Source organism: Spirillospora sp. NPDC047418, from assembly GCF_040643275.1.
In the GTDB taxonomy this organism is placed as follows: Bacteria; Actinomycetota; Actinomycetes; order Streptosporangiales; family Streptosporangiaceae; genus Spirillospora.
The window spans coordinates 1-26,068 of the sequence record NZ_JBEYTW010000119.1; the positions used below are offsets into that span (position 1 = coordinate 1).

The following is a 26,068-nucleotide window of genomic DNA, read 5'->3' on the forward strand; positions in this document are numbered from 1 at the left end:
GACAGGACCTTCGACAAGCCCTATCCTCCCAGCTCGAGGGCACTTTTCTTGTCCAAACGGTCACTCCCGACCCGCCGTCCAGTGAAAGCCCGAGGTTAGTCGGCGGTGGCGAGGCATCCGTGCTCTGTGGGCAGTCCTTCGCACCGCTGGGCCCAGTCGCGGAGGTCGTCGGCGAATCTGGTCGACAGCCGGTCGAGGTAGCCGTCCGGGTTGTCGTTCCTGCTCCGGGCGGCCTTCTGCAACTCGCTCAGCAAGACCTGCTGCGTGCCCTGCACAAAGTCCTTGTAGCCGAGGTCGTTGAGCCTGCCGATCAGCGAGTCGATGAGCTTGCCGATGCAGCCCCGCACCCGGTCGTCGGGATCGCCGCGCCAGATGCCGTAGAGGCGGACCGCGACCGCGCGCAGGGCGCTCTCGTTGGTCGGTCCGGCCAGTGTCATGTTCACCAGTGCCTCGACCAGCAGCAGCTTGGCCCGCGGGCTCAACTCCGGCATCCAGCAGCCCTCCACCGCACTCGGCCAGTGCAGGGACTGACAGGGGTTGAGGCGCGTCGAGTGGCGGCACAGCAGTTCGGCGGCGATGAGCCGCGCGTTGGACGACGACGAACGCAGCGCTGCGTCGATGACGAGTACGGCGGTCTCATGGGAGACGCGCGGGTTCTCGGGGGACCACAGGTCCACCAGCAGGGTCACCGCGAGATCAGCGTTGTCCAGCTTGGTGAGCGCGAGGAGCCCGGAGGCCAGCGCGGCCGGATCAGACGAGGCCCCGTCCGCGGGGGCGATGAGCTGCCCCGCGCGCATCGCCGAGTCCAGCCTGAGTTGGCGGCTCTGCTCCGCCTGCTCGGTCCGCAGCCGGTGCTCGGTCTGCCGGTTCACCATGAACCCGATCAGCGATACCGACGCGGTCACCAGGACGCCGATGAACGTCAGCACGGCCGCGAGCCGTGCGGCCTCCCCGTCTCCCAGGTGGAGCGGACCGAGCAGCAGTCCCGCGGGCAGGACGGACATCACCAGCAGCACCGTGGCCGCAAAGAAGACGATCTTCCTGTCGTCCTTGCCCATACCGATCTCCTCGCGATCCAGAGGACCATCGTGGCGCGCCGCTCGTAGAGCCGGCCACGTTCAGGCCTCAATAGGACACGTTGTCTCTTCATAGAGCGAGAGATCGCCGGGGGACCTTGTGGCCCCCAGTGGCAGCGCAAACCGCACGGACGTGCATGTCCGCCACGACTCAGCCGCGTAAGCAGGCATTCCAACGCACTCATCTGCCGCCGGTCGGATGCTCGACCGCGATCTTTGAGTCCATCTGAAGGCCACCCGGGCGAGCCTTGGGGGAAGGCCCGTGGCCTTGGACCAGCTTCCCCGTCCAGAGAGACCGCGGACTTGCTTCGCTGGTGGCTCGAGGGTGGGACTCCGCCGTGAATAGTCCAGGGCATCGCGCTGCTGAAGCGGGGTCGCGAAGAATCATGCCCCGGATGAGGTGGTCGCGACCGAGCCTTGGTGGGACAAGCCGCCTTCAGATTGAGTGCCGCGCGTCCGCGCATGCCACGATGACATGGGTATAGGTCGACAACGTATAGGGATGCGACAACTAGGGCTGCATCGTTCGCGGCGCACCGCTACGGTCAGTCGTCCGGTCATTGCGAGCGCGATGTCATCTGGGGAGCACATGAACGAGCCCGTTGCGCCAGACGATGCCGTTGGGTCCGAGTGTGAGAGGACGCCTGCGCCGGATGCTGTTCCCCAGGACGCAGGCGCCAAGCCTGCCGGTGAAACTGAGCGGGGTTCGAGCACCTACGCGACCGGTGGTGGAGGGGTTTCGTTCGCGCATCGCGTCGCGACGGTATACCTGGCCAGCATATTGACCGGAGTCCGGCGGGCCGAAGCATCTGAGCTGTCGGTGCGAAGGGTGTCGTTTCAGACCGGTCCGGCTCACCCGGTTGATGACCTTCTTGTCGAGTGTGGCGACGACGCAGCAGAGGTGACGCTCGCCGTGGCCTGTCGGGCCACGCCGGATTTCGTCCAGAGTGATGGCGAGACGGTGAAGCTGGTGGGGTCGCTGCTCGCCGAGGTGGAGAAGTTCGACAGCGATTCCCACCAGGTGGCGGTCGCGACCGCTGGCTGGTCCAATCAGTGGGATCAGCTCGCGATGGTGTGCGACATCGCGCGAGCCAATGCTGACCCGCAATCGTTCCACGCGTCGATGGATGTCGATGGCCGCTGGTCCAATCCGGTGCGTAAGCGGCTCGACCAGTTCCTGAAGATGGTCGATAAGGCTGTCGAAGACGGCACCTCGCCCGAGGAGGTTCTGCGGCTGGCGTGGCGGCTCCTTGGTCGGCTGCACGTGCTGGGGTTCGCTGTTCAGAGTCCGGACCACGGCGACCGCACGGCGGTGGCGACATCGCTGGACGGTGTCGCCGCGGCACAAGTCGACGGGGCCGTGGTCCGGGACCGAATTGAGGTCGAGGCAACCCGCTACGACGCGACCGGCGCCGTGGTGGACCTTAATCTCCTGCGCCGTGACCTTCACGTCGTCTTGGACTCGGCCGAGACGCGAAGCCGGCGCGCGTGGAAGGTTATCGCCGAACACCGAAAGTTGGCCGTTGCCGGTGTGCGGACCACCATCGGTGATGAGGCGTCCGGTGGGCCGGTCAAGATCGCGTTCGTCGACCGTCGCGAGCAGCTCGCAGAAGCTCTGCGCGCAGCCGGAGTTCCGGGGTCGGCTCTGTTGATATCTGGTGAGTCGGGCATCGGCAAGAGCGCGTTGTCGCTGTCAGCCGTCGAAGAGCTTGAAGCCGCGGACCCTGCGGGATTCGAGGCGGTGGTGGTGAACTTCCGGAGCTTGCCGCAGTCGAGCTTGGAGCTTCGTGCCGCCCTTGGGATGTCGATAGAGGACGTGCTCGCGGAACTTTCGGCACCGAGCCGGGTCCTGGTTGTCGACGCTGCCGATGTGGCACTGGAGCGGTCCGCTGGCTTGTTGAGCGACCTGGTGCTGGCCGCAGCTGCCGCAGGCGTCGGGGTCGCCGTGGTCACGTCTGACCAGGCATCCAGCTTCGTACGGGAGCAGGTGGAGCTCGGCTTCGGAAAGCCTTCATCCTTCACGATGAAGCCGCTGGAGGACGAGGACATCTCGATCGTCTCGGACCACTTCCCGCTTCTGCGGGCGGTCCTGCGGGACCTGCCCGCGAACTCGCTGTTGAGACGGCCCGTTGTGTTGGACCTGTTGGCACGGACCGGGTTGGAGCCCGATAGCTCGCTGGGTGAGTGGGAGTGCCTGCAGTTGGTGTGGAGCAAGGTTGTACGAGGCGACGGGCGCCCGGGCGTGGGCTCGGCGGAGGCTCGCGAACAGACGTTGCTCGCGGTGGCGGCGTCGACGATGCAATTGCCCCAGGACCGACGACCTGGTGCCGGCGTCAATGCTGCAGCGGTCGATGCGTTGCGGCGCGACCATCTGCTCGCGCCCGCGAGCCCATATCGAGACCAACCGGAGTTTGCGCACGACGAAGTCCGGCGGTATGCGACCGCCATCCTCCTAGTCCGAGGCCAGAACCCGACCGAGATGCTGGGAGCAGCCGGCGTGCCAAGGTGGGCGCTGTCGGCCGCCACGCTCGCATGCAAGGGACTTCTGAAAGCACCGGGCTGTCAACCCGACCGAGTGTTCATCCAGCTGCTCTCGCAGTTCACGCCGTTCGCGGCAACGCACGGGCCCAGGTGGGCCGACGTCCCCGTAGAGGCGGTTCTGGAGACGCCGTCCGCCTACAAGTGCCTGAAGACAGCGTTCGCGCATGAGTCCGTTGGCCTCGTGCTGGGCGACGTGGTTCGGGTGGTTCAGCAAAGGCACAAGGTCAACACGTTGCTCGACCCCGTCGTCTCGACCCCAGTCGTGCAGACTCTCCTCGATGAAGAAGCGCCGTGGGATGTGTCGAAGGAGTCGTTCGAGCTGCTCGCGGACTGGTTGCAGGCCCTGTGCTTGGCGAACGCACCGGCGGGAAACGAGCTGCGCATCAGGCTGCGAGGCCGCCTGCTCGCCTTCTGGAACTCGTTCCCTCAGCGGGACACCAACGCTGACGTCCTGCCCAGCTCGAGGCCTGAGCGGCGTCGACGTCGACGCGAGCTGGATTACCACCTCACCCAGGAAGAGTTCGTCGAGACCTTGGCTCTGCTCGGACCGGACATCAACGAAGCCGCCGAAGCGTGCCTTCGGGGGATCGCCGACGGCGCGCCGGCGTTCCTGGCCCCGGCTGCCGACTCGCCGTTAAGCGCCCGCGCCTTGGCGCAGAAGAACCCGGAGCTGTTGGCGAGGTTGATGGAGGCCTACTACATCGACGATGAGCATGGTTGGCACCATGAGGGCATCCGAGAGCATCAAGGCCGCTGGACCGGTACTGGAACGCCGTTCTTCCAGTACTACTTTGGTGGATTCTGGCAGCTGTTCCACAGCGCACCCTTGCGGACATCGGTGCGTGTGCTGAACAACATCTTGAACAGTGGTGCACAGGCGCGAGTCGAAACGCGATCTCAGCTCAACTCAACCGGCGGCGCAGAGGAAGAGGATGAAGACCGGGGTGCGGTCCTGAACCTCGACGGCACCGCCCGCTTGTACGTCGGCGACAGCCACCTCTGGAGCTGGTACCGGGGCACATCAGCCGGCCCGTACGCGGCAATGAGTGCGCTCCAAGCGATGGAACGCCTCGCTGACGGATTACTGGGCCAGGGTGCGCCACCGAAGAAGGTCGTCGAGGTACTCCTGGACAGATGCGAGAACCTGGCGGTCCCGGGGATGCTGTTCGGCCTGCTCGTGCGCCACCTAGAGAACGTCGACACCGAGCTCGATCCGTTCCTCGCCGAGCCAGTCGTTTGGGAACTGGAGTTCGGCCGCCAGACGAATGAGTACTTTGGACTGCGAGCAACAACCGAAGGCCTCGCAAACCTGGAACGCCGCCAGTGGACACCACGTGAGGTGGCCGCATGGCTGGTGACTCACGGCGGGCCAGAGCGCGCCGAGTCCTTGAAGAAGGTCGCCGAACAACTCGTCAAGAACGGCGACCGGCTCGGCATCAGCCAAGAGCTGACGAAGAACTGGGCCGCGAGCCTGGACTCCGACCGCTACCGAATCACTCAGCATGGCGATCAGTACTACCTCGAGGTCGTTCCGCCACCTGAGGTCCAGGCCGCACAGGAGACGCACGCGGGCCACCAGGAACTCGTGCAGACCACCATGCGACTGCAGACCCGGTACTGGGGCTCGGCCAAATACGATGCCGGCTACGTGCCCCCCACCTCGGAGGAGATCGCCGAGGACCTGGCAGTCGGCCGTTCATTGCTCGAGTCCGATGCAGACCAGATACCGACCCGCGCCGTGGACGCCGTAGCCCACGTCGTCCGCGCAGCGATCGAACGAGCCGCGGCCGGTGACATGAACGCGCTGGGCGGCGAAGGGACCTTCGCGACCGAGTTCGTTCTCAGTTTTGCGTTGTCGTTCCAGGATGCCAAGGACCAGCGCCACGAGGGTCAGTACTTCGACCTCGGCGCCGACCGGGCCGTGGCCCGGGTCTTGCCGGCGTTCCTCACATCTGCGATGACCGCCCCCCCTGGAGGCCGCAGGGGGCTCGGCCGATGATGTTGCCGAGGCGGGCCTCGCGATGGCGGGCAAGGCCTCCCTGGAGACACGGCTATACCTGGCGCGCGGATGCGATGTCGTCTGGGCAGCGCCGTGCCACGGCGACCCATGCATCCACCGGACAGCATTGAACTGGCTGACCGAGACCGCTCGTATCGCCGAGATCGGGCCGTGGGACCAACACGCCCAGCGGCGACCGAACGTCCAGATTGTCGGCGACATCACCGACCGCCTTCAAGAGTTGGCTGGAGACTCCATCGACATCGCCGTGCTCGACGCAGCCATACGCGGACTCGGCGCAGCCGCATCCTCAGACCACTGCTGCACCGGCGACGCAGCCACGTTACTCGGCGCCCTTCTCGACATCGAGCGACATGCCATGGTTGCCCAGCAAGAGGAGGGCTGGACCGCGGACGACCGCGGGTCGCACACCCTCGTCGCCGCACGAGCCCTGCTCGAGGGCTCTGAAAAGAACGGTGACGCCAGGCCGGTGCTTGATCACCTCGATGTCCTTCGTGCGGACGCAGGACTGATGTCGAATTTCCTGCACGGTCTCGCGGCAGCCGGCGCAGAGAACGAAAGCCTCGCGGTAGCCGCCCTAGATGTCTGGCCACCGTTGCTGCGCCACGCCATTGGGTACCTCAGCGACGACCCGAGCCCCTATCAGGACCGCCACTGGGGCGACTGGGCCGCCGCTGCCCTCCTACCGGACCCGCTTCCGTGGACGCAAGGCCTGTACAACGAGGTCATCGGTGCACCCATCGACTGGGTCCGCGCTGAAGACCTCGTCGAGCTGATCGATGACTGGCTACCCGCCGCCCACGGGAAGGCCAAATGCATCGACGGGCTCATCAGCATGTTGCGGAAGCTCCCGGCGGAAGTACAGGTCACTCGCGGCCTGCGCTGGGTTTCCGATCTGTGCATCCAGGACAGCCGTGTCACAGTCAAGCAGTCGTTGCTGTCGAACAACTGGCTCAGGGAAGTTCGCAGTACGGCCGAGGAACTCGGCCATCTGGACGAGTGGCAGATACTTGTCGATTCCCTGGTCGTCGCGGGGAACCAGGGACTGGCACCGTACAGCAGGTGACATCTCAAGGCCCCCTGTTGAACTTCCTGAGGACTTCCGGATTTGCCGCGATCTGCTCGCTGTTGGGGTGCGCGATCTCGCTACTGTCGTAGTCGGTCGTAGACGGCGACGGGGAAGGGGACGGTGTAGTAGCGCCGCTCGGTGGCTCGTTGGAGGAGAGCGGTCAGTTCGTCGCCCCCGATCCGGATCAGTCGGAACTCGGCAGGATCACCCTGCCGAACGTTCTCCACGACGTAAAGCCAGAAGTCCGGATTGCCACGCGCGGCATCGAACTGGCGAGGTTCAAGCCATAGTTCTTGCCCTCGGGCGGAACCGCCGTACGCCTTGATCTCGATCAGCCGTGGTGGGCTCGATATGTCTGCGGCGTCACCCAAGTAACGGGTGTCTCTCGCGCTACGGCCCGCCTGCTTCTCGATGCTGATGACCCAGCCGACGGCTGCGTCCTCGATCTCCTTGTTGGCCCGCAGAGGCATCTCCCGACGGTACGCCCTGAGAACATCCGCTTCTGCCGCGAGGTGGGCGTTGTTTGTAGAAGGAGGCTTCGGCTGCCCGGCGGCCGTTGCAGCCATCAGAGCCCTTATGCGGTGGCACGACGCCGGAACTTCGGTGGGTAGGCTGATGGTAGGCGACCTTTCCTTCGCTGAGTCAGCCTCCAGCCGTGGTCGCCAGTACGGACGGGCCGATACCATGAGCCCCGTGCCGTCGCTGCCATGGGACTTCGTCGTACTGGGCATCCCTGCCTCAGTGCAGTCCAAGTCCCCCACCAGGCGGCGCTGGAAGACGAAGGTGTCAACGGCTGCACTCGCAGCATGGACGGCTGGCGACCCGCCGCTGGCGAGCAAGGTCCAGATTCACATCACCTTCTACCACGAGAGCGCGCCCCTCGATGTTGACAACATGATCAAGCCCATCCAGGACGCGCTCTGTGGGATCGCGTACGTGGACGACGCTCAGTTGACCGACACGCACGGGCACTTGAGGGACATCAATGAGCCGTACAGGGTGCGCGGCATGACGCCGGCGCAGGCTGACGGCTTCGTCTCCGGCGGACCGTTCGTCCATGTGCGGATCGAGGAAGCAGCTGCCGATTGGGAGTTGCCATGAGTCAGGAAGACGTGCTGCGTCGTTTGGAAGAGGTGGTGGCAGAGCTGCGAGACGACGGCTGGACGGTGCTCGTCGAACCGCGGGCTCAGGCTCTTCCGTCAGAGCTCGGTGATCTACAGCCTGACTTCATCGCCACCAGAGCGACAGAAGTGCTCGTAGGAGAAGTCGCGTCCAGAACCTCCGTCGCGCGCGAGCGAGTGAACGAACTCGCTCGCCAGGTGCCGCGAGTGCGGAACGCTCGATTCGTTGTCTACTGGCTCGGGGACACGGCAGAAGAAGAGCCAGCAGTGACAGCCATCCTTAAGTATGTTGCCGATGCTTCCGCCGTGGCGGTTACCAGCCCTCCTGCCGGACTGTTGATGGCATGGTCGGCACTAGAGGCAGCGATTGCTCGCTTTGCTATTGGCAAGGCGCTAGACGAGCGTCTGCGGACGCCACGGCAGCAGCTATCTGCCCTGTACAGCCTCGGCTACGTTAGTGAGAGCGACCACGATCGACTCATCGCGCTCTGGCGAACGCGATCTGAGATCGCACACAGAGCTGCAATGGTCAAGCCGTCCCAGAGTGACATTGACTTCGTGCTGGGCATAGCTCGGCGAATGGCGACAGATCGCTACGTGTCGGTGGATCAGATGGTGGAGTGGTATCTCGATAATTACAAGAAGCTGGTGGCCCCTTCAGCTGAACAAGCCAAGTCTGCCAGCCAATATAAAGTGGAAGACCTACATCAGGTGCTTTCGACGCGCTTTTCAGGCGCTGCTATGCTAGACATCGAACTGGCGGCGTCGCTGATCCTTGAACAAGCCGACGATTCACCTAGAAGCTGAGATGACGACTAGCGCGAGAGCATTGAACCTAGCTCTCGCTGTCGGCTTGGCCTTGACTCGCCACTGGAAGCGGGTGCGTGAGCTCTTTATCTGCATCGTTCGTCAATGCTAAAGCCTGCCGCTGTTGTCACCGACGGCCTAAACAGAGGCTCACGATCAACTGCGGCAGCGTACACCTTGGCCTTCAGTCAGTCAGCAATACTGCCACCCTGTTCCAGAAGGAAGCGCAGTTCGTGAGCCTCTCCGGCGCTCCCGCTTACGCCGTGACGCTTCGGTAGTCCCGGCGGCCGCTGGCCGGCACCGTGATCCAACATCCGCTCATGCCGCAGATGGTGCGTGACGAGTCGCTCCCGCGCGTGAGACGTCCCGCTGAGGGCCCTGGCATCGCTCTTTGGCCTGTAACCCCGTCCCGGCTTCCCCTCCGCTCTTGATCAGATCCCTGATCGCGGCTTGCCCGGCAACCGCCTGCCGAAGTGGGTTTCGGCCACCGAGTTGGGGCCGCGAAGACCGTGTGGCAGGGGTTGCGGTGTCCGGCTGGGGTGGTGACCTGCGAGTGATGTGGTTCAAGTTTTGGTAATCGTCGCGGCTGGGCGAGCGAATTCGGGGCTTGGTCGCGGTGCTTCAGTAGTGCCAGTCGAGATCACCGGTGGCGGTGCGGCCTCGGGGCGGACGGCCTGAACCCGGTCCCCGCCGCATCACATCCGTCACTCGTGTTCCTTTGAGGAGGACACCCGCAGTCCCGACCGCGCCGACATCGGCGATCCGGCTGGCAGCCCGAACCCGTCCTCAGTCTCGGAGACGCTGCCATGCACACCCGCAATCACCCGCCTGGCCCCGATGACCGTCCGCATGCTCTGGGTATCGCTCGGCCCGCCGCGAGGCCGGCCACCGGCTGTTGTTCGGCGAGGCGCCGTTGCGGCCGGGGCCGGTTGGTGGCCGCGTCGCTGTTGTGGACGGCCGGGTGCGGGGTGAGCGCGCTGCTGGTCCCCGGTGTGGCCGAAGCCAGCACGAGCCTGGCCGAGGCCGCCTCGCTGGACGAGGTGATCACCAATCTGCGGAATGTGATCGTGGGGTTGCTGGTGGGGTTGGCAACGTTGTTCGCCACGATCGGCGGGGTCCGCTACATCCTGGCCGGTGGCGATCCAGGTGAGGTGGAGGCGGCCAAGAAGACGCTGCGGTACGCCGCGGTCGGGTACTCGGTGGCGGTGCTGGCGCCGCTGCTGGTGAAGATCCTGCAGGGCATCGTCGGCGCGCCCTCGTGACCGCCACCACGATTGCGCCCGCCCGAGTGCACCGGTCCTGGGCGTCGCCCGCCACGGCTGTCTTGTTGGTCTTGCTGGTGGCCGGTGTGGTCGTGTGCGCGGGTGCCGGTGCGGCGTGGGGCGCCGCCGACCCGGTGCCGCAGCCGTCGGTGAACCCGTCGCCGAATGCACCGTCGGCCCCCTCCCCCACACAGCCGCCCCGGACACCCGCAGTGCCCTCACCGCCGCCGTCGCAGTCGGCTCCCGGAGTCCCGGCGCCTTCTCCGGCGCCGGGGCAGTCCCCGGCGCCGGGTGGACAGGTTCCGGGTGGTGGGGAGGAGGCGGGGTGCGGGTTCATGGACGTGGGGTGCATGGCCAAGCAGGCGGTGAACGGGTGGTTCGCCGATCTGGTCACCGGTGCGGCCAAGCCGGTCTTTGAGGTGCTGTCGCAGACGGCGCTGGGCACCCCGGCTTTGGATTCGCCGGACATGGCGCGGGCGAAGGATTTGTGGGGTGTGTCGCAGACCATCGCCAACACCTGCTACGTGCTGCTGGTCACGGCCGGTGGGGTGCTGCTGATCGCCGGGCATTCGCTGCCCGGGAGTGAGTTGACGCCTGGGCAGTTGGTGGCGCGGCTGGTGGGGGCGTTCGCGGCCTCCAACCTCAGCTTCGTCCTGATCGGCTACGCGATCACTTTCGCCAACGGCCTGTCGGGTGCGTTCCTTGCGGCCGGGGCGGAGGCGATCGATCCGGGGCGGGTCGCCAAGGCGATCGCCGGATACCTGGTGGCGAGCCTGGTGCCTAATCAGCCGTTCACGATTTTCATCGGGCTGGGTGTGGTGGTGCTGGCGTTGTGCGTGGTGTTCATCTACATCATCCGGATCGCGCTGACCATGGTGTTGATCGCCGCCGCGCCGGTGGCGTTGATGTTCCATGCTCTGCCGGTCACCGATGGGCTGGCGCGGTTGTGGTGGCGCAGCATCGCCGGGGTGCTGGCGATCGGGGTGTGTCAGGCGCTGATCTTGGCGACCGCGTTCCGGCTGCTGTTCTCCGACGTCGACCATCCCGGAGGTGAGTCGGGCGATTCGGGTAATCATTTTCTCGGGCTGGCTTCGGGGACGGGGATCGATCTGCTGCTGGCGCTGTGCCTGTTGTGGATCATGGTCCGTGTCCCGTCCTGGGCCGCCCGCACGATCTGGCGCGCCGCCCAGCCGAGCGCACTGACGGGCCTGGTGAAGAGCCTGATCCTCTACCGGGGTCTGGGTGCCCTGATGCGTCGCCGCGTCCCCGCCCCCCGCAAGTTCTGGAACCCGCCGCCACCGCCGCCACCGCCGCCTCCGGCTCCGCAGTTGTTTCGGCTGCCGCCGAGGCTGCCCGGACCGTCGCGTCTGGCCTTGGCCTCTGGTGGCGCGCCCGCGGCGCTGGGGTCGCCGGGCCCTTCTGATCCGTTGCCGGCGCTGCCTGGCGGAGCGATCCCGATGCCCGCTGGTGCGATTCCGATGCCGCCAGGCCCGCCGTCCGGCCTTGGGCCCGGCAGCGGTGGGGGAACGGTCCGGACCCCGATGCAGATGTCGCTGCCGATCCCCGCTGGCGGCAACGGCGGCACGCGGCGGCCAGCGCAGCTGGCGTTGCCGGTCCCGGTGACGCGCGTGCCCCGGCCGCCGTCATCCGGCGGCGGTGCGGCGGTGGGTGGGCGTGCGCGGGTGCGGTCGCGGCAGCTGATGCTGCCCGGCATGCCCAAACGGCCCGTCCCGCGGCGGCAGCTGACCTTGTGGGCCGACCCGCCCAAGACCAGAAGGCGCCGATGAGTACCCGCCACCAGGACGATCAGTCGCCGATGAGTGTGAAGATCCCGGCCGACATCGACCAGCCCGACAAGATCCTCTACGGCCTCACCACCCGGCAGCTGGGCATCTTGGCCGGCACCGCCGCAGCCTGCCTGTGGATCTTTGTGACTGTCGGGCCGCTGGTGCCGCTGCCGGTCCTAGTCGCGGTGCTGGTGCCGATGGTCGCGGTCGGGGTCGTGCTTGCGGTCGCCCGCCACGACGGCATGAGCCTCGACCGCTATTGTCTCGCCGCCTTCCGCCACCTGCGGGCCGGGAAGGAACGCGTCACGGCTGGGGAGCCGGTCGCGCCGCCACCGGTCTGGTGCCGGATGCGCGGGCGGCTCCCCGAACCGCTGCGGCTGCCGGTGCGCGCTGTCCGCCAGGACGGGGCACTGGAGCTGGCCGGCGGCGAGGTCGCCGTCATCGTCCGCGCCGGCACTTTGACCTTCGGGTTGCGGACGGCCGGTGAGCAGGCCGGGTTGGTGGCGGTGTTCGGCCGCTGGCTCAACTCCCTGGACGCGCCCGTCCAGGTGCTGGTCCAGGCCCGTCCGGTCGATCTGACCGGGCTGGCCGACCACATCTCTCGGCACGCGCCCGCGCTGCCCGACCCGGCGCTGGAGCAGGCCGCGGGTGCGCACGCGGCGTTCCTCATCGACCTGGGCGCCGAGCATGATCTGCTGATCCGGCAGGTCCTCATCGTCATCACCGACGACATCCCCTCCTCGCCCCCGGCGTCGGTCCTTGTATGGCGGCAGCACCGACGACGCCGGGTACGGCGCGACGCCTCGGCTGCGGTCGCATTGCGGCGCGCCGCCGAGGCCGTACAAGCCCTGGCCGCGCTCGCGGTTCCAGCGGAGGTCCTAGACGCCGCGAGCGCTACCGCTGTCGTCGCTGAATCTCTATCCCCAGGCGAACTCCCTCTTGTGGACAACGCGGCCCCAGGCGACGTGATCACTCATCGGCAGGAGGATTGATGCGACCCTCGCTCCGCACGCTCGCGCGCATGCCCGACCGCCCGACCGCCCTACCGGATATCCCCGGGGATGAGCTGGCAGAAGACGGTCTTGAAGGCGGCCTGGGGTGGGGGCCGTCGGCGTTGCGCGTCAACGCTCGGTCGCTGGAACTGCCGGGCGGTGTGTGCGCGTCGTTCGCGGTTACCGGGTATCCGCGGGAGGTCGGGGCGGGCTGGCTGGAGCCGCTGCTGACCTATCCCGGGCGCCTCGACGTGTCCTTGCACATCGACCCGATTCCGCCGCTGATCGCCGCGCAGCGGCTCCGCCGCCAGCTCGCGCGCCTGGAATCGGCGTCGCGCGCGAACGCGCAGCAGGGGCGGTTGGCCGACTTCGCCGCTGAGGCCGCGGCCGACGACGCCGCCGAACTCGCCGCCTCCCTCGCCCGGGGTCACGGGCGTTTGTTCCGGGTGGGGTTGTATCTGACGGTGCACGCCCCGGACGCGGGTGTGCTGGAGGGTGAGGTGCAGCGGGTGCGGGCGCTGGCCGCGTCGCTGCTGCTGGACGCTCAGCCCACCACGTTCCGCGCCCTGCAGGGCTGGACGTCGACTCTTCCGCTGGCGGCCGACTCGATCGGGGCGCGGCGGGTGTTCGACACCGCCGCGCTCGCCGCCGCGTTCCCCTTCACCTCGCCCGACCTGCAGCCGGTGCTGGGTGACACGCCGGTGTTGTACGGGCTGAACGCCTACTCCTCGGGCGTGGTGGTGTGGGACCGGTTCGCCCAGGACAACTACAACTCCGTCACCCTCGCCCGTTCCGGGGCCGGCAAGTCCTATTTCACCAAACTGGAAACCCTGCGGCTGCTGTACCAGGACGTGCACGTCGCCGTCATCGACCCCGAAGACGAGTACCGGCGGCTGTGCGACCACGTCGCCGGCACCCGCATCGCACTCGGCGCGCCCGGCGTCTGCTTCAACCCCTTCGACCTCCCCGACGGCCAAGGCGACGACACCCTCATCCGGCGGGCGCTGTTCCTGCAGACCCTCATCGGCGCGATGCTGGACGAGCCGCTCACACCGGCGGCGCGGGCGGTGCTGGACCGCGCGGTCCTGGCCGCCTACCGTGCGCGCGGCATCGGCTCCGACCCCCGCACCTGGGCGCGTCCCGCCCCCGTCCTAGCCGACCTCACCACCCAACTCGACCAGGTCGCCGGATCACAGGCGCCGGAGGCGGGCACGGCGGCCGATCTGTCGGCGCGGCTCACCCCCTACACCACCGGCTCGTACCGTGGCCTGTTCGCCGGACCGACCACCACCCGCCCGACCGGGCACCTGGTGGTGTTCTCGCTGCGGGACCTGCCCGACGAGGTCCGCCCCGTCGGGATGCTCCTGGCGCTGGATGCGATCTGGCGGACCGTCGCCAACCCCGACGAGCGGCGCCGCCGCCTGGTGGTGGTCGATGAGGCCTGGACGCTGATGCGCGAGGACGAGGGCGCCCGGTTCCTGTACCGGCTGGCCAAGTCCGCCCGCAAGCACTGGGCCGGCCTCGCGGTGGTCACCCAGGACGCCGGAGACCTGCTCGGTACGGATCTGGGGCGGGCGGTGATCGCCAACTCCGCCACCCAGATCCTGCTCCGCCAAGCACCCCAGGCCATCGACCAGATCACCGACGCCTTCGACCTCACCGACGGCGAGAAGACCTTCCTGCTCGCGGCCGACCGCGGCCACGGCCTGCTGTGCGGAACCGGCACCGGATCCGACCGGGCCGCCTTCACCGCCATCGCCAGCGGCCACGAGCACCAACTCGTCACCACCGACCCCGCCGAACTCGCAGAACTCGACGGCGGCCGTGCCCAGCACGACGCGGTCACCGCAGCCACGGACACGGACACGGAGGCCGGCCACCGATGACCCGCACGCCCCTGCTCCAAGACGCTGCTCTGCTCCACGACTCTGGCGGCGGCACGGGCCTGTACGGGCTGCTGTCCGACCTCGGTCACGCCCCGCACCGGCTCGTCGACGCCGCCACGGAGTACGGGCCCGTTGCCGTGCTGGGTGTTCTCGGTGCGGCCGCTGCGTGGGCGAGTGTCCGGTGGGTGCTGTGGGACTGGCGCAACAGCCGGCTCTCCCCGGGTGCCCGGTTGATCGAGGTGGCGGTGCCGCCGAAGGTGGAGCCGGCCAGCGCCGCCGCCTGGTGGGCTCGCCTCATCGGCCTCACGCACCCGCGCTGGAAGCGGCTGGTCTTCGGGCAGCCGCACCTGGCCTTCGAATACCGCGCCGACCACAACGGCGTCCGCTTCCACATCTGGGTGCCCGGCACCATCCCGCCCGGAATAGTGGAGAAGACCATCCGGGCGTCCTGGCCCGGCGCCACCCTCACCACCCATCCCGCCACACCGCCCCTCCCCCTCGATGAGGGGTACCAGGCGACGGGCGGACGACTGGTGCTGGCCCGGCCCGACCACTTCCCGCTCACCAGCGACCACGACACCGACCCCCTGCGGGGCCTGCTGGGGGCCGCGTCCGGGCTGGCCGAAGGCGAACACCTAGCCGTGCAGATCCTGGCCCGCCCCGCCACCGGCCGCCGCCTCGGCAAAGCCCACCGGGCCGCATCCGCACTGCGCGGAGGCCGCTCCACCGCACCCCAGAGCCTCCTTTTCGACCTGGTCACCCCCGGCATGTCCGGGCACCACAACCCCAGCGAACTCACTCGCCAGCACCCCGAACACGCCGAACAGGTCCGCGCCGTGCTCGGCAAGGCCGCCCAGCCGCGCTTCGAGGTCCAGATCCGCTACGGCGTCGCCACTCGCCACCCCGACCAGGCCGAGGCTGGGTGGCTGCGGGCGCACGCCCACGAAGTAGCGTCCACGTTCGCGCTATTCACCTCCGGCCACCAGCGCCTGCGCCGCAGGCGCCTCCGCCAGCCCAGCGCGCGGCTGGAGTCGCGGCACCTGCACTGCGGCTACCTGCTGTCGGTTCCGGAGCTGGCGGCGCTGGCGCACCTGCCGTATGACCTGGCCGCGCCCGGCGTGACCCGCGCCGGTGCCCGCCCCATCGCTCCATCGCCGACCGTCCCGGTGGCCGGGCCCGGTGTCCGCGTGCTCGGCGACTCCGAAGCGGGGGCGCCGCGGCCGGTCGGGCTGACGGTCGCCGGTGCCCGCCAGCACCTGCACGTGCTCGGGCAGACCGGCGTCGGCAAGTCCACCTTCCTGGCCAACCTCATCCTGTCCGACGCCGCCGCGGGGCGCGGCGCGCTGGTCATCGACCCCAAAGGCGACCTGGTCGCCGACATCCTGGACCGCCTCCCCGAACGGGCAGTCGGGCAGACGGTGGTGTTCGACCCGGCCGACCGCGGCCGCCCACCCTGCCTGAACGTGCTGGCAGGTGGCGATCCGGCGTTCGCGGCCGAGTCGATCGTCACCACCTTCCGCCGCTGCTTCTCCTCCTCATGGGGGCCGCGCCTGGACGACCTGCTGCGCTCGGCCTGCCTGACCCTCACCCGCGTCAACGGCACCCGCGCCACCCTGGCCGACATCCCCCGCCTGCTCACTGACACCCCCTACCGAACCCGGGTCACCGCACGCCTGGACGACGAACTGCTGCGTGGGTTCTGGGCCTCCTACGACGAGCTGACTCCGGCGGCGCGGGCGACGGTGATCGGGCCGGTGATGAACAAACTCCGCGCGGTACTGCTGCGGCCGTTCATCCGCAACACCCTCTCGGGCGGTGCCTCCACCCTCGATCTGGGCGGCATGCTCGGCAGCGGTGGTCTCATATTGGCGCGGCTGCCCAAGGGCGTGCTCGGTGAGGACGCCGTCCGCCTGTTCGGATCGCTACTGCTGGCGCACACCTGGCAGGCCATCACCCCGCGCGCCACCCAGCACGAGGGCGAACGGCGCGACGCGTCCGCCTACATCGACGAGGCGCACAACTTCCTCAACCTGCCCGGCTCCATCTCCGACATCCTCGCCGAAGCCCGCGCCTACCGGTTCAGCCTCACCCTGGCCCACCAGCACCTGTCCCAACTCCCCAAAGACCTACGCGACGCGGTCTCGGCCGACGCCCGCAACAAGATCTACTTCGCCGCCTCACCCGAAGACGCCACCGACCTCGCCCGCCACACCGCACCCCTGCTCGCCCCGCACGACCTCTCCCACCTGGGCGCCTACCAGGCCGCCGCACGATTGATGGACGGCAACGCCCCGACCCCGGCCTTCACCTTCCGCACCCGCCCGCTCCCCGACCCGGTCCCCGGACGCGCCGTAGCCGTCCGCCGCGCCTCCCGCGAGCAATACGCCGCCGGGCACGGCAAACGCCTCATCCCCGCCGTCGGGCTCCGCGACCTCGCCGGCGCCTCACCCTCAGCCACCGAGAGCGACCGCCCGGCGAACGGCACAGCAGACCGGACGGCGGACGGCTCAGCAGACGGCGCGGATGCCAAGGTGGAGTCGTGACCCGGCGGCCGAAGGCGTCCACCCGGCAGCGCGGAGCGCAAGTCCGGCCGCCCCGGATGACGGCCGAGCTGGTGGCCGAGGTGGCCTACCGGCTCACCGACCGGGACCGGGAACTGCTCGCCCTGGTGTGGGAGCACCGCGTGCTGACCACCGGGCAGCTCACCGCCCTGTTCTTTCCCAGCCCTGAGCGTGCTCGCCAGCGCCTCAACCAACTCCACCGGCTGCACGCGCTGCTGCGGTTCCGGACCTGGAGGCCGGTCGGGTCCGGGCCCTGGCACTGGGTTCTCGGGCCCTCCGGAGCGCACGTGCTGGCCGTCCAGCACGGCCAGACCTTGAGCGAGTTCGGATACCGGCAAGATGCCGCGATCGGCATCGCCGTCTCGCCCCGCCTGGCCCATCAGGTCGGCGTCAACGACTTCTTCGTCCGCCTGCACTCCCACGCCCAACAACGCGGCGACGGGACCGCCCTGGACCAATGGTGGTCCGAGCACCGCTGCGCCGCGCACTGGGGTGACCTGGCCCGCCCGGACGCGTTCGGCCGCTGGACCGAGCCCCGCACCGGCGGGGAGACACGTACGCTGGACTTCTTCCTCGAGCACGACACCGGCACCGAAACCCTCGCCCGCGTCGCCCGCAAACTCGGCGGCTACGCCGACCTCGCCGAAGCCACCGGCACCACCACACCCGTCCTGATCTGGCTCCCCAGCGCCCGGCGAGAAGCCAACCTGCGGGCCCAGGTCGGCGCTCCCGAGGTCCCGGTCGCCACCGCCGTCCACACCCCCGCCACCTCACCCGACGGCCCCGCCGGGCCCGTGTGGCTGCCCGCCGGGACCACCGGCCGCAGGCTCCGACTCGCCGACCTGGCCATCTTCTGGGGAACGGTGCCCCGGCACGAGTCGGAGTCCGGCTGATGCCGCTGGTGGTCGGAGCGGCCGCCGCGCTGCTCGGCCTGGTCGCGGTGCTCGTCGGCGTCCTCGGCGCGGTCCTCCCCGGATCCGGGTCCCAAAGCGGGGCCTGCCAGCCCGCCCCAGGCGACTCCGTCAGCGACATCCCGCCCGCCTATCTGAGGCTCTACCGCGCAGCCGGGAACCGATACGGGATCGGCTGGCACCTTTTGGCGGCCGTCGGGAAAGTCGAGTCCGACCACGGGCGCGGCAACGGACCCGGCATCTCCTCAGGCCGCAACCACGCCGGAGCCGCCGGGCCCATGCAGTTCATGCCCGGCACCTGGGCCGCCTTCGGAGTCGACGGCAACCACGACGGCCGCAGAGACGTCTACGATCCGGCCGACGCGATCCCGGCCGCCGCCCGCTACCTCAAGCACGGCGGCGCACCCGAACGCGTCCGCGCCGCGCTGTTCCAGTACAACCACTCGCGCGCCTACGTGGACAAGGTGCTGCAGCAAGCCCGCTCCTACGCCCAAGGCGGCGCCGGACAGCCCGAGGCTGCCCAACCCCGGGCGACTCCAGCAGCCTGCGCAGGCGGGTTCCCGGCCTTGCCGCCCGGCCGGGCCGTCGCCAAGGCGATCACCTACGCCCGTGCTCAGCTCGGTAAGCCGTATGTATGGGGCGCGACTGGGCCGGGCGCCTTCGACTGCTCCGGACTCACCTACGCCGCCTACCGCGCCGCAGGAATCGCCATCCCGCGCGTGTCCGGAGCGCAATGGCGGCACGGACCCCGCGTTCCCAACGGCCAGGAGCAGCCCGGTGACCTGGTGTTCTTCAACTCCGGGCCCGGCACCTCGGCCAGCAATCCCGGGCATGTCGGCCTGGTCATCGGCGGCGGAAAGATGATCGCCGCGCCGCACACCGGGGCCGTGGTGCAGGTCCAGTCCTACCGCCGCTCCACCCTGCTCGGCTTCACCCGTCCCACCGCACACCAGAGAGCAGAGACCAGGTTGAGAGGAGCCGGCCGGTGACCGAACGCCTCATCAGGGCGACCACCGCCGTGGCGGTGGTCGCGGTCGCCGCCGTCGCCGCGCTGATCTCCTACGCCCACATGCTCGACCTCGTCCGCGCCCACGGCGAGACCGGCGCGACGGCGCGGCTGGCCCCCTTCACGGTGGACGGGCTGATCTGGGCGGCGTCGATGGTGATCCTGGACGCCAGCCGCCGCGACCGGCCTATCCCGGCGCTGGCCGGGTGGAGCCTGGCGGCGGGCATCTGCGCCACCGTGGGCGCCAACGTGGCGCACGGCGCCGCACACGGCCCCATAGGTGCGCTGGTCAGCGCCTGGCCCGCGCTGGCTTTGGTCGGCTCGTTCGAGTTGCTGATGACCCTCATCCGTCGCGGGGCGACCCGCTCGGCGGCGGTGTCCGAGGTCCGGGGCGCCGGGCTGGAGCAGCCTGGTGCGGACGGCGCCAGTCTGGTGCAGCCGGTCGAGCAGGCCGTCTTGGCCGAGTACCAGGCGAGCCTGCACGGGCCGGGTCGGCCGGTTTCCCAGCGGTATCTGGCCGAGAAGTACGGCATCGACCGCCGCAAGGTCAAGCAGATCATCACCGGTGCCCAGAGCCCCGCCCCGTCCTGAACGAATGCTCGGACGGGGCGGGGCTTGCGGCGATCCTCCTCTGACTGAGGCCGTCTGCGGCAGGTGCCCCGGTCAGGCCTCACCTGAGGCACGGTCAGCGGTGATCCGCCATTCGTAATGCCAGCGGCGGGTGGCGTTACCGGCAACGTGGCGACGGTGAACCTTGCCCGCCTGTTCCAGGTACCGCAGCGCCTTCCCGGTGGCGGCGGGGCTGGTGGCTGTCGCCGCCATGATCTGGGCAGCGGTCATCGCGGTGCCGGTGGTCGTCAGCACGTCCAGGACGGCGCGCTCTATGGCCGTCAGCGTCGAGCCGGTAGCGCTCTGACCGGTGTGGCCGGGGGGTAGGCCGAGCCAGCGGCGCAGCACCTCGTCGGTGGATTCACCTGGATACCTCCTACTTCTCTCCAGAAGGGCGGCGACCTCATCGTCGATTTTGATCGTGTGGGACATCGAAAACTCTCCATCGTGTGGTTGGGCGTTTGACCGGGTGGAGTGTGGCGGCCTCGGCGTGGGTCCAACGCGGGACGTACGCCGGTGTGGTGTTTGCCGGTGCAGCCAGCGCCCCCGGCGTAGGCCGCCGCGCGCTGCACCGGCGCAGGGGCAGGGTGGTCCGCGTGCGCGGCGGCGAGGCCGAGTAGGCCTATCTGGTTGATGCGGCGTCCGGCCACCGGCCCCGGGCGCGGGGATGGCGGCGGGAGGCGGTTTCACCGGGCACCGATCGTGTTGGGGGTGGTGAGGGCGTCCAGGTGGGCGGTGTCGCGGTAGAAGGTGCGGGCCGCCTCGATGAAGGCGATGGCGAAGCCTTGGGCGAACGGGTCGGCGTGGCGCGGGGTGGTGTGGTCGGTCAGTGCGCAGCGGGCGGACTCGCGGGCGCGCCGTAGCGCCTCGACGGGGTCCAGTCCCTCGTGGTCGATGCCGGTGACCGGCTCGTCCCACCAGGACGCGTAGGCGCGGGCTGCGGCGACGGCGGCGACCTGTTCGGCGATGTCTTCGCCTTCGTCGAGGCCGGCGAGCATCTTCGCCTCTGCCTCGCAACGCGCCCGGTGGGCGTCGTCGTGGCGGTCACGGATGTAGGTCTCCATACGGTTCACGGTGGGCGTCTCCTCTTCGCGGTCGTCTCGGCTTCCGATGCCAGTGGCCGGGTGGCCCGGTGCGGTGGGTGGGTCGGGGCCCGGCGGTCCGGCCGGTGGCCGGATGGCCCGGTGGCCGGGTGATGTTCAGATGGGCGTGTGCGGCCCGGTGCGCCCATGCCGGGGGCGCACCGGGCGCGCGTGGTTAGGCGTTGCGTAGTGCGCGGGCGGCGGCGGTGGCGATGGTGTCGGCGGCTGCGGTGGGGTCGGTCAGAGTGACCAGGTGCGCGCCGTTCATGGCGCGGGTTTTGGCCGTCATCGACAGCCACAGCACGGCGCACCCGGCGGCGGTGAGCCGGTCGATGCGCTTTTGCCCGTCGGTGGGCTGGTCGTCTTTGAACCTGCCGTCGGAGACGATGACCAGCAGGCGGGCGGCGCCGGGGCGGGTGAGGTCGAGGGCGGAGTCGAGGGCGTCGACGGCCTTGACGAAGTCTTCGCGCGGGTCGCGTGCGGCGAACTCGGTCACGGCGTTCGGGGTGTGTCCGGGGTGGACGATCGGGCGGACGTTGGCGCCGAAGATGACGGTGGCCGAGGCGGCATCGGGGATGTGTCCGGCGGCGCGCGCCAGGATCCACGCGGCCGATGCCACCGGCGCGGCCAAGGGAAGCATGGATCCGGACACGTCGCAGGCGATGCCGACCCGCAGCGGCGGCGCGGGCACGTGGCGGCGGGAGGTGCGGGTGAACGGTTCGGCGGTCGGGACGGTTCCGGCGGCGCGCTGGGCGTCGGCGGCCAGCGCGCCCCGCATCGACAGGCGTCCGGGCGGGGTGGGTGAGGTGTGGGTGGTGGTGACGCGGTCGCGGTGCGCGGCGGCGCGCAACCGGCGCGCCAGGCGGCGGGCGGCGGCCTGCTCACCGGAGGTGGGCGGGCGGGTGCCGGTGATCGCGGTCCGTCCGCGCGCCGTGGTCGGCGCGGTGCTGGCGCCGAACACGCGCCGTGCGGCCCGGTCGGCCGCCTCTTGGGCGTCCTTCTCCTGCCGCCGCTTGGCGGCCGGATCGGGGTCGGGCGCGCCGGGGGCGGGTTCGGCGGCGGCCGCGTGCACGGCGACCATGGTGGCGCCGAGCGCCTCGGCCAGCGGCGACGGGTCGCCCGAGGCGCCCGGTGTTCCGGGCGGCGGGGGCGGTACTGGGCGGTCGGGATTGACGTCCAGGATCCGGCACCAGCGCCGCCCCAGGTCCATCATCGCCTCGGCGTCATCGTCGGCGGTGGCGTGCGCCCGGTGCCACAGCGCGGCCAGCGCGCTCAACCGCGACGGCCCGAGCACGTTGAGGACGGCCTCGGCCAGAGGCCGGGTTTCGGCTGGTTCGAGGATTCCGGCGTCGGTGCGGGCCAGGATCAGCGCGGCGGCGCGTCCGGCGTTCCACGGCGTCATCGCCGCGTGCGGTGTCGTCACCGGCGGCGCGGTCGGCGCGCCGGTCGGCCCGGTCGCCGGTGCACCCGCCGAGGCGCCGGACGGGGCGCCGGGCGGGGCGCCGGGCGGGGCGCCACCGGACGGCGCGGGCGCGCCGGGGGAGGGCGGGGCGGTGGGTGCAGTGGCGGGCGGGGTGGTGAAGTCGGCCAACACGAGGCTGGTGGCCGAGGCGCGCAGCCAGCGGCGGTCGGCGGGGCGGCGGCGCACCTGCGCCGCCTCGATCCGCGACTCTTCCAGCGCCATCGCGGCATCGGCTGCGGCGGCGGGCGCACCGTCCGGGACCGCCCAGCGGGTGTGGGTGGCGTGCGCCGCCTCATGGGTGAGCACGCCCCACAGGGCGGGGTAGCGGTCGCGGTCGGCGGGCCAGGACGGGTCGCACGTGTCCGGGTCTAGGCGCAGATGCCTGCCGTCCAGTTCGATGGTGGCCAGCGCCGGAACGAAACAACCCGGCGCGCCTCGCCCGAGGCCGGGCGCGCACTGCACGGTGAGGTCTTCGCGGTCGGTGAGGTCGGTCACGGCGTCGGTGAACGCCGCCGACAGCCGCAGCCACGCCCCGCCCAGCCCGGTCACCGGCGCGGGCGCCGGAACCGTGGCGGTGGCGGTGGCGGACGGTCCGGTGGCGGCCGGTCCGGTTCCGGACGGCGCGGGGGCGGGCGGGGCGGCGGGTGTGGGGATGACGTGCGTTGCCATAGTGTCCTCCGTGCGGGTGCGAGCGGGTGTGTGCGGGCGGGTAGCGCGGCCGGGTTAGATCTGCTGGCCGAGGGCCAGCGGGGTGACGGCGCGTCCGTAGACGGCGGACACGACCTCGGCGACCACGTCGCGGTCCTCTTCGGGCGCGATGCCGAGTAGGTTGGCGACCGCCGCCTCGGGGCCCAGGACCCCGGACACCTTCTGGAAGGCGATCAGTTCACGAAGTTGCGGCGCCCATCCGATCTCGCCGGATTCCTGACGGCGGGCCAGGTTGCGCGCGACGCGCACGGCGCGCGGTTCGATGTCCAGCGTGCGGGCCAGGTCGTAGTCGGTCGACACCCGGATTTGCGCGGCGAACCGGGACGCCAACGCCTCGGTGAGCACGGCGCCGTGAACGCCGGGGTTGTGACCGGCGACCACGTAGAACCCCTCGGCGGCGGTGATCGTCTCGCCCTTGTGCGCCTTGACGGTGATCTGCCGCCGCCCGTCCATCGCCGGATACACCACGGCCAGGACCTTCGGCGAGATGAGGGTGGCGTCGTCGATGAGCAGGGCGCGGCCCTCGGTCATCGCGATGATCAGCGGCCCGTACACGAACTCGTAACCGCCGCCGGGCGCCTGGGTGTACTCACCGACGAAATCGGCGACGGCGGTGTCACCGTCCCCGGCAACCGTGATCAGGTCCGGGAACGCCGCCTCGACCAGCGACGTCTTCCCCGTCCCGGGCGGCCCGTACAGCAGGGCCGGGATGGACGCCTCACGCAGCCGCTGCAGCGCCGCCACGTCCGGCAGGTCCGCCAACCGGCGCGGGTGGTAGGTCTGGCCGTTCGGCCGCACCACCGGCCCCACCGGCGCCTTCTCGGCCTTCCCGGACGTCCCGGTGGCCCTCCGGGAAGTCCCCGAGGCGCCGGACGCGCCCGGCGTCGGCGCGGGCGCGGGGGCGGCCGTCGGTGCGGGGGCGGCGGCGGGGCGTGCGGTCGGGGCGGCGGGCGCGCCGCCGTTGAGGGCGTCGCCGGTGGTGGCGGTGGCCCGGTAGCGGCGCGGCCTGGTCGCCACCTGTTCGGCCTGGCCACGGTCCGCCAGCACGGTCAGCGCGTTAGCGACCGCACCGGCCGACCGGCCCAGGTTCCGGGCGATCTCACCCGGCGTGAAGGTCGCCCTCGGGCTGTCGATCAGGATCGCGGCGACCCTGCGGCGCAACTCACCCGATCCGAGGCGACCGGTGCCACCGGGCGCCGGGACGGCGGGGCTCGTGGCCGGGGTGCTGCCGGTCGGCGCGGTCGCGGTCGGGGTAGTGGTCGGCGCGGCGGTGGTGGTCGGGGTGGTGGGAACGGTGGTCATGGCATGGCTCCTTGGTGTGTGCGGTGGTCGGTACGCCGGGGGCGGGTGCGGGTGGCGCGGTGGCCCGCCCCCGGGCGGCGGTCGGTGCGGCGGTCGGGTGGGCGGTCAGCGCGCGGCGCGCTCGGCGCGGCGGGTCGCGGTGGCGGCGGTGAACCGGCGGGGGCGTTCGCACACCAGCTCGGCCTCACCGGCCTCGGTCAGCCGGTCCAGGGCGTTGGACACCGCCCCCGCCGAGTGCCCGATCACCTTGGCGATCTCGTGCGGGGTGAACGCCGCGCCCCAGTGCCCGGTCAGATGCGCGGCGACCTTCGCGCGCATCTCACCCGGCGCCGAACGCGGCGCGCCCGACGCGGTGCGCGGGCGCCCGTTGGCGGCGGCGCGCACCAGCCGCCGCACCAACCCCGACCCGCTGTAGGCGCCCTCGGCCGCCGACAGCGCCCCCGCACCGTCCCCGGCGTCCAGCGCGGTCAACGCCGCCCCGATGGCGTCCTGCAGGGCGGTCAACGCGTCCCGCGCCTCAGCGACCGCCGCCGCGTCCATCCCCGCCCCCGCGTCCCCTGCGTCCGTGGGTTCGGTGACGTCCGCGTCACCGGCGGGGGCGGTGTCCGTGCCGGTCGGCGCGTCGGTGGTGTCCTGGTCGGTGGCGGGCGCCTCGGTCGGCGCGTCCGGCGCGGTGGCGATGTCGTCGGCGGTCGGCGCGTCGGTGCCGACCGGGGTGTCGGTGCCGACCGGGGTGTCGGTGGCGGTGTCCGCGTCACCGGTCGGCGCATCCGGGGCGGACGCGTCCGGCATGTGGTCGGTGGCCGGGGTGTCGTCGGCGGTGGTGGCCGTGACCGGGTGCCAGGTGTCGGGCTGGCGCTTCCCGCCGTCCCGGCCGCCGCGCGTCCGGGCGGCGCGCCCGTCGCGCTCCAGGGCGGTCAGCGTCCGCGTGACGGTTGCGCGGCTGACACCCGACGCCTCGGCCAGCGCGGTCACGGTCGCACCCGGGTTGCCCGTCAGCGCGTCCCACACGTCCCCAGCCGCACCGGACGGGCGCGCCCCGCCCGTGACAGCGGCGGCGCCGTTTCCGGCGTTCTCGGTGCCCGTGACGCCGTTCCCGTTGGCGCCATTCCCGGTGATGTTCTTCGCGGCCATTTCGTCTCCCATTCGGTGTGACCGGCGACCGGAATTCCGGTGCCGTTCCCGTTCATCGGGAGCTCGACCATTTCTCGATGCCGCGCCACCAGGCAAGCACCTTCGGCCACATTTTTAGTCACCTCAACGGCTGAACAACCTAACCAATCACGCCCGCACCCACTAAACCCGCCCGACGGTAAAGCAGATTTGCACCAATTCACACCCGGGCACCTCATCACGCGCGCGCCTTTTCGGAGTCCCGTGCACCAAAAGGCGCGGCGGCGCGGCCCGACGACACCTCATGCGAGGCGTTTCGCGCCTCTTCCCGCCTTTTCGACTCATCGGGCGACGGCGACCTCGCGCCTCGGGCGCGAAGGGTCTAGGGCTGAACCGCCGCCGGCGGGCCGGCATGCAGCTGGTGTATCGATGAGAGAGGGAGGGACGGCAAGTCGACCAGAGGAAATAGGTAGAGGCCGGAGAAGAACCAGACCCACATCGCAAGCTATTACCAGGGGTCGTCCTGGTGACGAGTCGGGGCCACCAACAGAATATGCACCACCCGCTGCGACCTGCCCAGACGCCGTAAGCAGCACCTTCTGTTCATAGACAGAACCCCGAAAAGAAGATCGAAAAGAACCCCGAGAAGAAGCCTGAGAAGGCAGGCCCCCCGAGGCCGAGCACTCACCCCGCGCGAGCCGGTTCAGGAGCGCGTCGACCCCGTCCCGCAGACCCGCTCATGCGGGCCTGCGG

At 70.2% G+C, this 26,068-nt stretch carries 19 protein-coding genes; 12 read left to right on the top strand and 7 right to left on the bottom strand.

Annotation, left to right across the window (positions count from 1 at the left end; genetic code table 11):
- Window positions 1-95 precede the first annotated feature (95 nt).
- Window positions 96-1,058 (bottom strand): hypothetical protein, encoded by a 963-nt coding sequence (locus ABZ806_RS40265; RefSeq protein ID WP_500223907.1) that lies wholly within the window; start codon window positions 1,056-1,058, stop codon window positions 96-98.
- A gap of 607 nt (window positions 1,059-1,665) precedes the next feature.
- Here ABZ806_RS40265 and ABZ806_RS40270 point away from each other — a divergent pair.
- Both ABZ806_RS40270 and ABZ806_RS40275 read left to right on the top strand, forming a co-directional pair.
- Window positions 1,666-5,616: a hypothetical protein gene (locus ABZ806_RS40270; RefSeq protein ID WP_500223909.1), complete on the top strand. Its 3,951-nt coding sequence runs from the start codon at window positions 1,666-1,668 to the stop codon at window positions 5,614-5,616.
- Window positions 5,617-5,638: 22 nt separating this feature from the next.
- Window positions 5,639-6,703, top strand: coding sequence for a hypothetical protein (locus tag ABZ806_RS40275; RefSeq protein WP_500223910.1), 1,065 nt, complete (start codon window positions 5,639-5,641; stop codon window positions 6,701-6,703).
- An 80-nt stretch (window positions 6,704-6,783) separates the two neighbouring features.
- Here ABZ806_RS40275 and ABZ806_RS40280 read toward each other — a convergent pair whose 3' ends face one another.
- The gene (locus ABZ806_RS40280; RefSeq protein WP_250372442.1) at window positions 6,784-7,176 is read right to left on the bottom strand and encodes a protein NO VEIN domain-containing protein; all 393 of its coding nucleotides are present in this window, start codon (window positions 7,174-7,176) and stop codon (window positions 6,784-6,786) included.
- Window positions 7,177-7,399: 223 nt separating this feature from the next.
- On the opposite strand from ABZ806_RS40280, the gene ABZ806_RS40285 reads away from it, so the two are divergent.
- From ABZ806_RS40285 to ABZ806_RS40330, 10 genes are all read left to right on the top strand, one after another.
- Window positions 7,400-7,807 (top strand): RusA family crossover junction endodeoxyribonuclease, encoded by a 408-nt coding sequence (locus ABZ806_RS40285; RefSeq protein WP_500223913.1) that lies wholly within the window; start codon window positions 7,400-7,402, stop codon window positions 7,805-7,807.
- A complete protein-coding gene (locus ABZ806_RS40290) occupies window positions 7,804-8,634 on the top strand; it encodes a hypothetical protein (protein ID WP_500223914.1) in 831 nt (276 codons plus the stop codon). The genes ABZ806_RS40285 and ABZ806_RS40290 overlap by 4 nt, the downstream gene beginning before the upstream one ends.
- A 968-nt stretch (window positions 8,635-9,602) precedes the next feature.
- The gene (locus ABZ806_RS40295) at window positions 9,603-9,896 is read left to right on the top strand and encodes a pilin (RefSeq protein WP_500223915.1); all 294 of its coding nucleotides are present in this window, start codon (window positions 9,603-9,605) and stop codon (window positions 9,894-9,896) included.
- Window positions 9,897-10,246: 350 nt separating this feature from the next.
- Complete coding sequence (locus ABZ806_RS40300) at window positions 10,247-11,683, top strand: TrbL/VirB6 family protein (protein ID WP_500223916.1); 1,437 nt, start codon at window positions 10,247-10,249, stop codon at window positions 11,681-11,683.
- Window positions 11,680-12,675, top strand: coding sequence for a PrgI family protein (locus ABZ806_RS40305; protein ID WP_500223917.1), 996 nt, complete (start codon window positions 11,680-11,682; stop codon window positions 12,673-12,675). The genes ABZ806_RS40300 and ABZ806_RS40305 overlap by 4 nt, the downstream gene beginning before the upstream one ends.
- Window positions 12,675-14,561 (top strand): VirB4 family type IV secretion system protein, encoded by a 1,887-nt coding sequence (locus ABZ806_RS40310; protein ID WP_500223918.1) that lies wholly within the window; start codon window positions 12,675-12,677, stop codon window positions 14,559-14,561. The genes ABZ806_RS40305 and ABZ806_RS40310 overlap by 1 nt, the downstream gene beginning before the upstream one ends.
- Window positions 14,558-17,104 carry a DUF8128 domain-containing protein gene (locus ABZ806_RS40315; protein WP_500223920.1) on the top strand — a complete coding sequence of 849 codons (2,547 nt, stop codon included), beginning with the start codon at window positions 14,558-14,560 and terminating at the stop codon, window positions 17,102-17,104. Before ABZ806_RS40310 ends, ABZ806_RS40315 begins: the two co-directional genes overlap by 4 nt.
- Complete coding sequence (locus ABZ806_RS40320; RefSeq protein ID WP_500223921.1) at window positions 17,101-18,015, top strand: replication-relaxation family protein; 915 nt, start codon at window positions 17,101-17,103, stop codon at window positions 18,013-18,015. Before ABZ806_RS40315 ends, ABZ806_RS40320 begins: the two co-directional genes overlap by 4 nt.
- Window positions 18,015-19,022: a C40 family peptidase gene (locus ABZ806_RS40325; RefSeq protein WP_500223922.1), complete on the top strand. Its 1,008-nt coding sequence runs from the start codon at window positions 18,015-18,017 to the stop codon at window positions 19,020-19,022. The genes ABZ806_RS40320 and ABZ806_RS40325 overlap by 1 nt, the downstream gene beginning before the upstream one ends.
- On the top strand, window positions 19,019-19,630 hold the full coding sequence (locus tag ABZ806_RS40330) for a DUF2637 domain-containing protein (RefSeq protein WP_500223923.1): 612 nt from the start codon (window positions 19,019-19,021) through the stop codon (window positions 19,628-19,630). The genes ABZ806_RS40325 and ABZ806_RS40330 overlap by 4 nt, the downstream gene beginning before the upstream one ends.
- A gap of 72 nt (window positions 19,631-19,702) precedes the next feature.
- On the opposite strand, the gene ABZ806_RS40335 is transcribed toward ABZ806_RS40330, so the two are convergent.
- From ABZ806_RS40335 to ABZ806_RS40355, 5 genes are all read right to left on the bottom strand, one after another.
- Window positions 19,703-20,080 carry a hypothetical protein gene (locus ABZ806_RS40335; protein ID WP_500223924.1) on the bottom strand — a complete coding sequence of 126 codons (378 nt, stop codon included), beginning with the start codon at window positions 20,078-20,080 and terminating at the stop codon, window positions 19,703-19,705.
- A gap of 254 nt (window positions 20,081-20,334) precedes the next feature.
- Complete coding sequence (locus ABZ806_RS40340) at window positions 20,335-20,721, bottom strand: hypothetical protein (RefSeq protein ID WP_500223925.1); 387 nt, start codon at window positions 20,719-20,721, stop codon at window positions 20,335-20,337.
- 184 nt (window positions 20,722-20,905) lie between these two features.
- On the bottom strand, window positions 20,906-22,861 hold the full coding sequence (locus ABZ806_RS40345; protein ID WP_500223926.1) for a vWA domain-containing protein: 1,956 nt from the start codon (window positions 22,859-22,861) through the stop codon (window positions 20,906-20,908).
- Window positions 22,862-22,915: 54 nt separating this feature from the next.
- A complete protein-coding gene (locus ABZ806_RS40350; RefSeq protein ID WP_500223927.1) occupies window positions 22,916-24,202 on the bottom strand; it encodes an AAA family ATPase in 1,287 nt (428 codons plus the stop codon).
- 105 nt (window positions 24,203-24,307) lie between these two features.
- Window positions 24,308-25,336, bottom strand: a complete 1,029-nt coding sequence (locus tag ABZ806_RS40355; RefSeq protein ID WP_500223928.1) for a helix-turn-helix domain-containing protein — start codon at window positions 25,334-25,336, stop codon at window positions 24,308-24,310.
- Window positions 25,337-26,068 lie beyond the last annotated feature (732 nt).

What these genes read in the sequence shown, in the direction of transcription:
- ABZ806_RS40265 (WP_500223907.1), bottom strand. Translation starts at nt 1,058, where the DNA reads ATGGGCAAGGACGACAGGAAGATCGTCTTCTTTGCGGCCACGGTGCTG.
- ABZ806_RS40270 (WP_500223909.1), top strand. Translation starts at nt 1,666, where the DNA reads ATGAACGAGCCCGTTGCGCCAGACGATGCCGTTGGGTCCGAGTGTGAG.
- ABZ806_RS40275 (WP_500223910.1), top strand. Translation starts at nt 5,639, where the DNA reads ATGGCGGGCAAGGCCTCCCTGGAGACACGGCTATACCTGGCGCGCGGA.
- ABZ806_RS40280 (WP_250372442.1), bottom strand. Translation starts at nt 7,176, where the DNA reads ATGCCTCTGCGGGCCAACAAGGAGATCGAGGACGCAGCCGTCGGCTGG.
- ABZ806_RS40290 (WP_500223914.1), top strand. Translation starts at nt 7,804, where the DNA reads ATGAGTCAGGAAGACGTGCTGCGTCGTTTGGAAGAGGTGGTGGCAGAG.
- ABZ806_RS40300 (WP_500223916.1), top strand. Translation starts at nt 10,247, where the DNA reads ATGGCCAAGCAGGCGGTGAACGGGTGGTTCGCCGATCTGGTCACCGGT.
- ABZ806_RS40305 (WP_500223917.1), top strand. Translation starts at nt 11,680, where the DNA reads ATGAGTACCCGCCACCAGGACGATCAGTCGCCGATGAGTGTGAAGATC.
- ABZ806_RS40310 (WP_500223918.1), top strand. Translation starts at nt 12,675, where the DNA reads ATGCGACCCTCGCTCCGCACGCTCGCGCGCATGCCCGACCGCCCGACC.
- ABZ806_RS40315 (WP_500223920.1), top strand. Translation starts at nt 14,558, where the DNA reads ATGACCCGCACGCCCCTGCTCCAAGACGCTGCTCTGCTCCACGACTCT.
- ABZ806_RS40325 (WP_500223922.1), top strand. Translation starts at nt 18,015, where the DNA reads ATGCCGCTGGTGGTCGGAGCGGCCGCCGCGCTGCTCGGCCTGGTCGCG.
- ABZ806_RS40335 (WP_500223924.1), bottom strand. Translation starts at nt 20,080, where the DNA reads ATGTCCCACACGATCAAAATCGACGATGAGGTCGCCGCCCTTCTGGAG.
- ABZ806_RS40345 (WP_500223926.1), bottom strand. Translation starts at nt 22,861, where the DNA reads ATGGCAACGCACGTCATCCCCACACCCGCCGCCCCGCCCGCCCCCGCG.
- ABZ806_RS40350 (WP_500223927.1), bottom strand. Translation starts at nt 24,202, where the DNA reads ATGACCACCGTTCCCACCACCCCGACCACCACCGCCGCGCCGACCACT.
- ABZ806_RS40355 (WP_500223928.1), bottom strand. Translation starts at nt 25,336, where the DNA reads ATGGCCGCGAAGAACATCACCGGGAATGGCGCCAACGGGAACGGCGTC.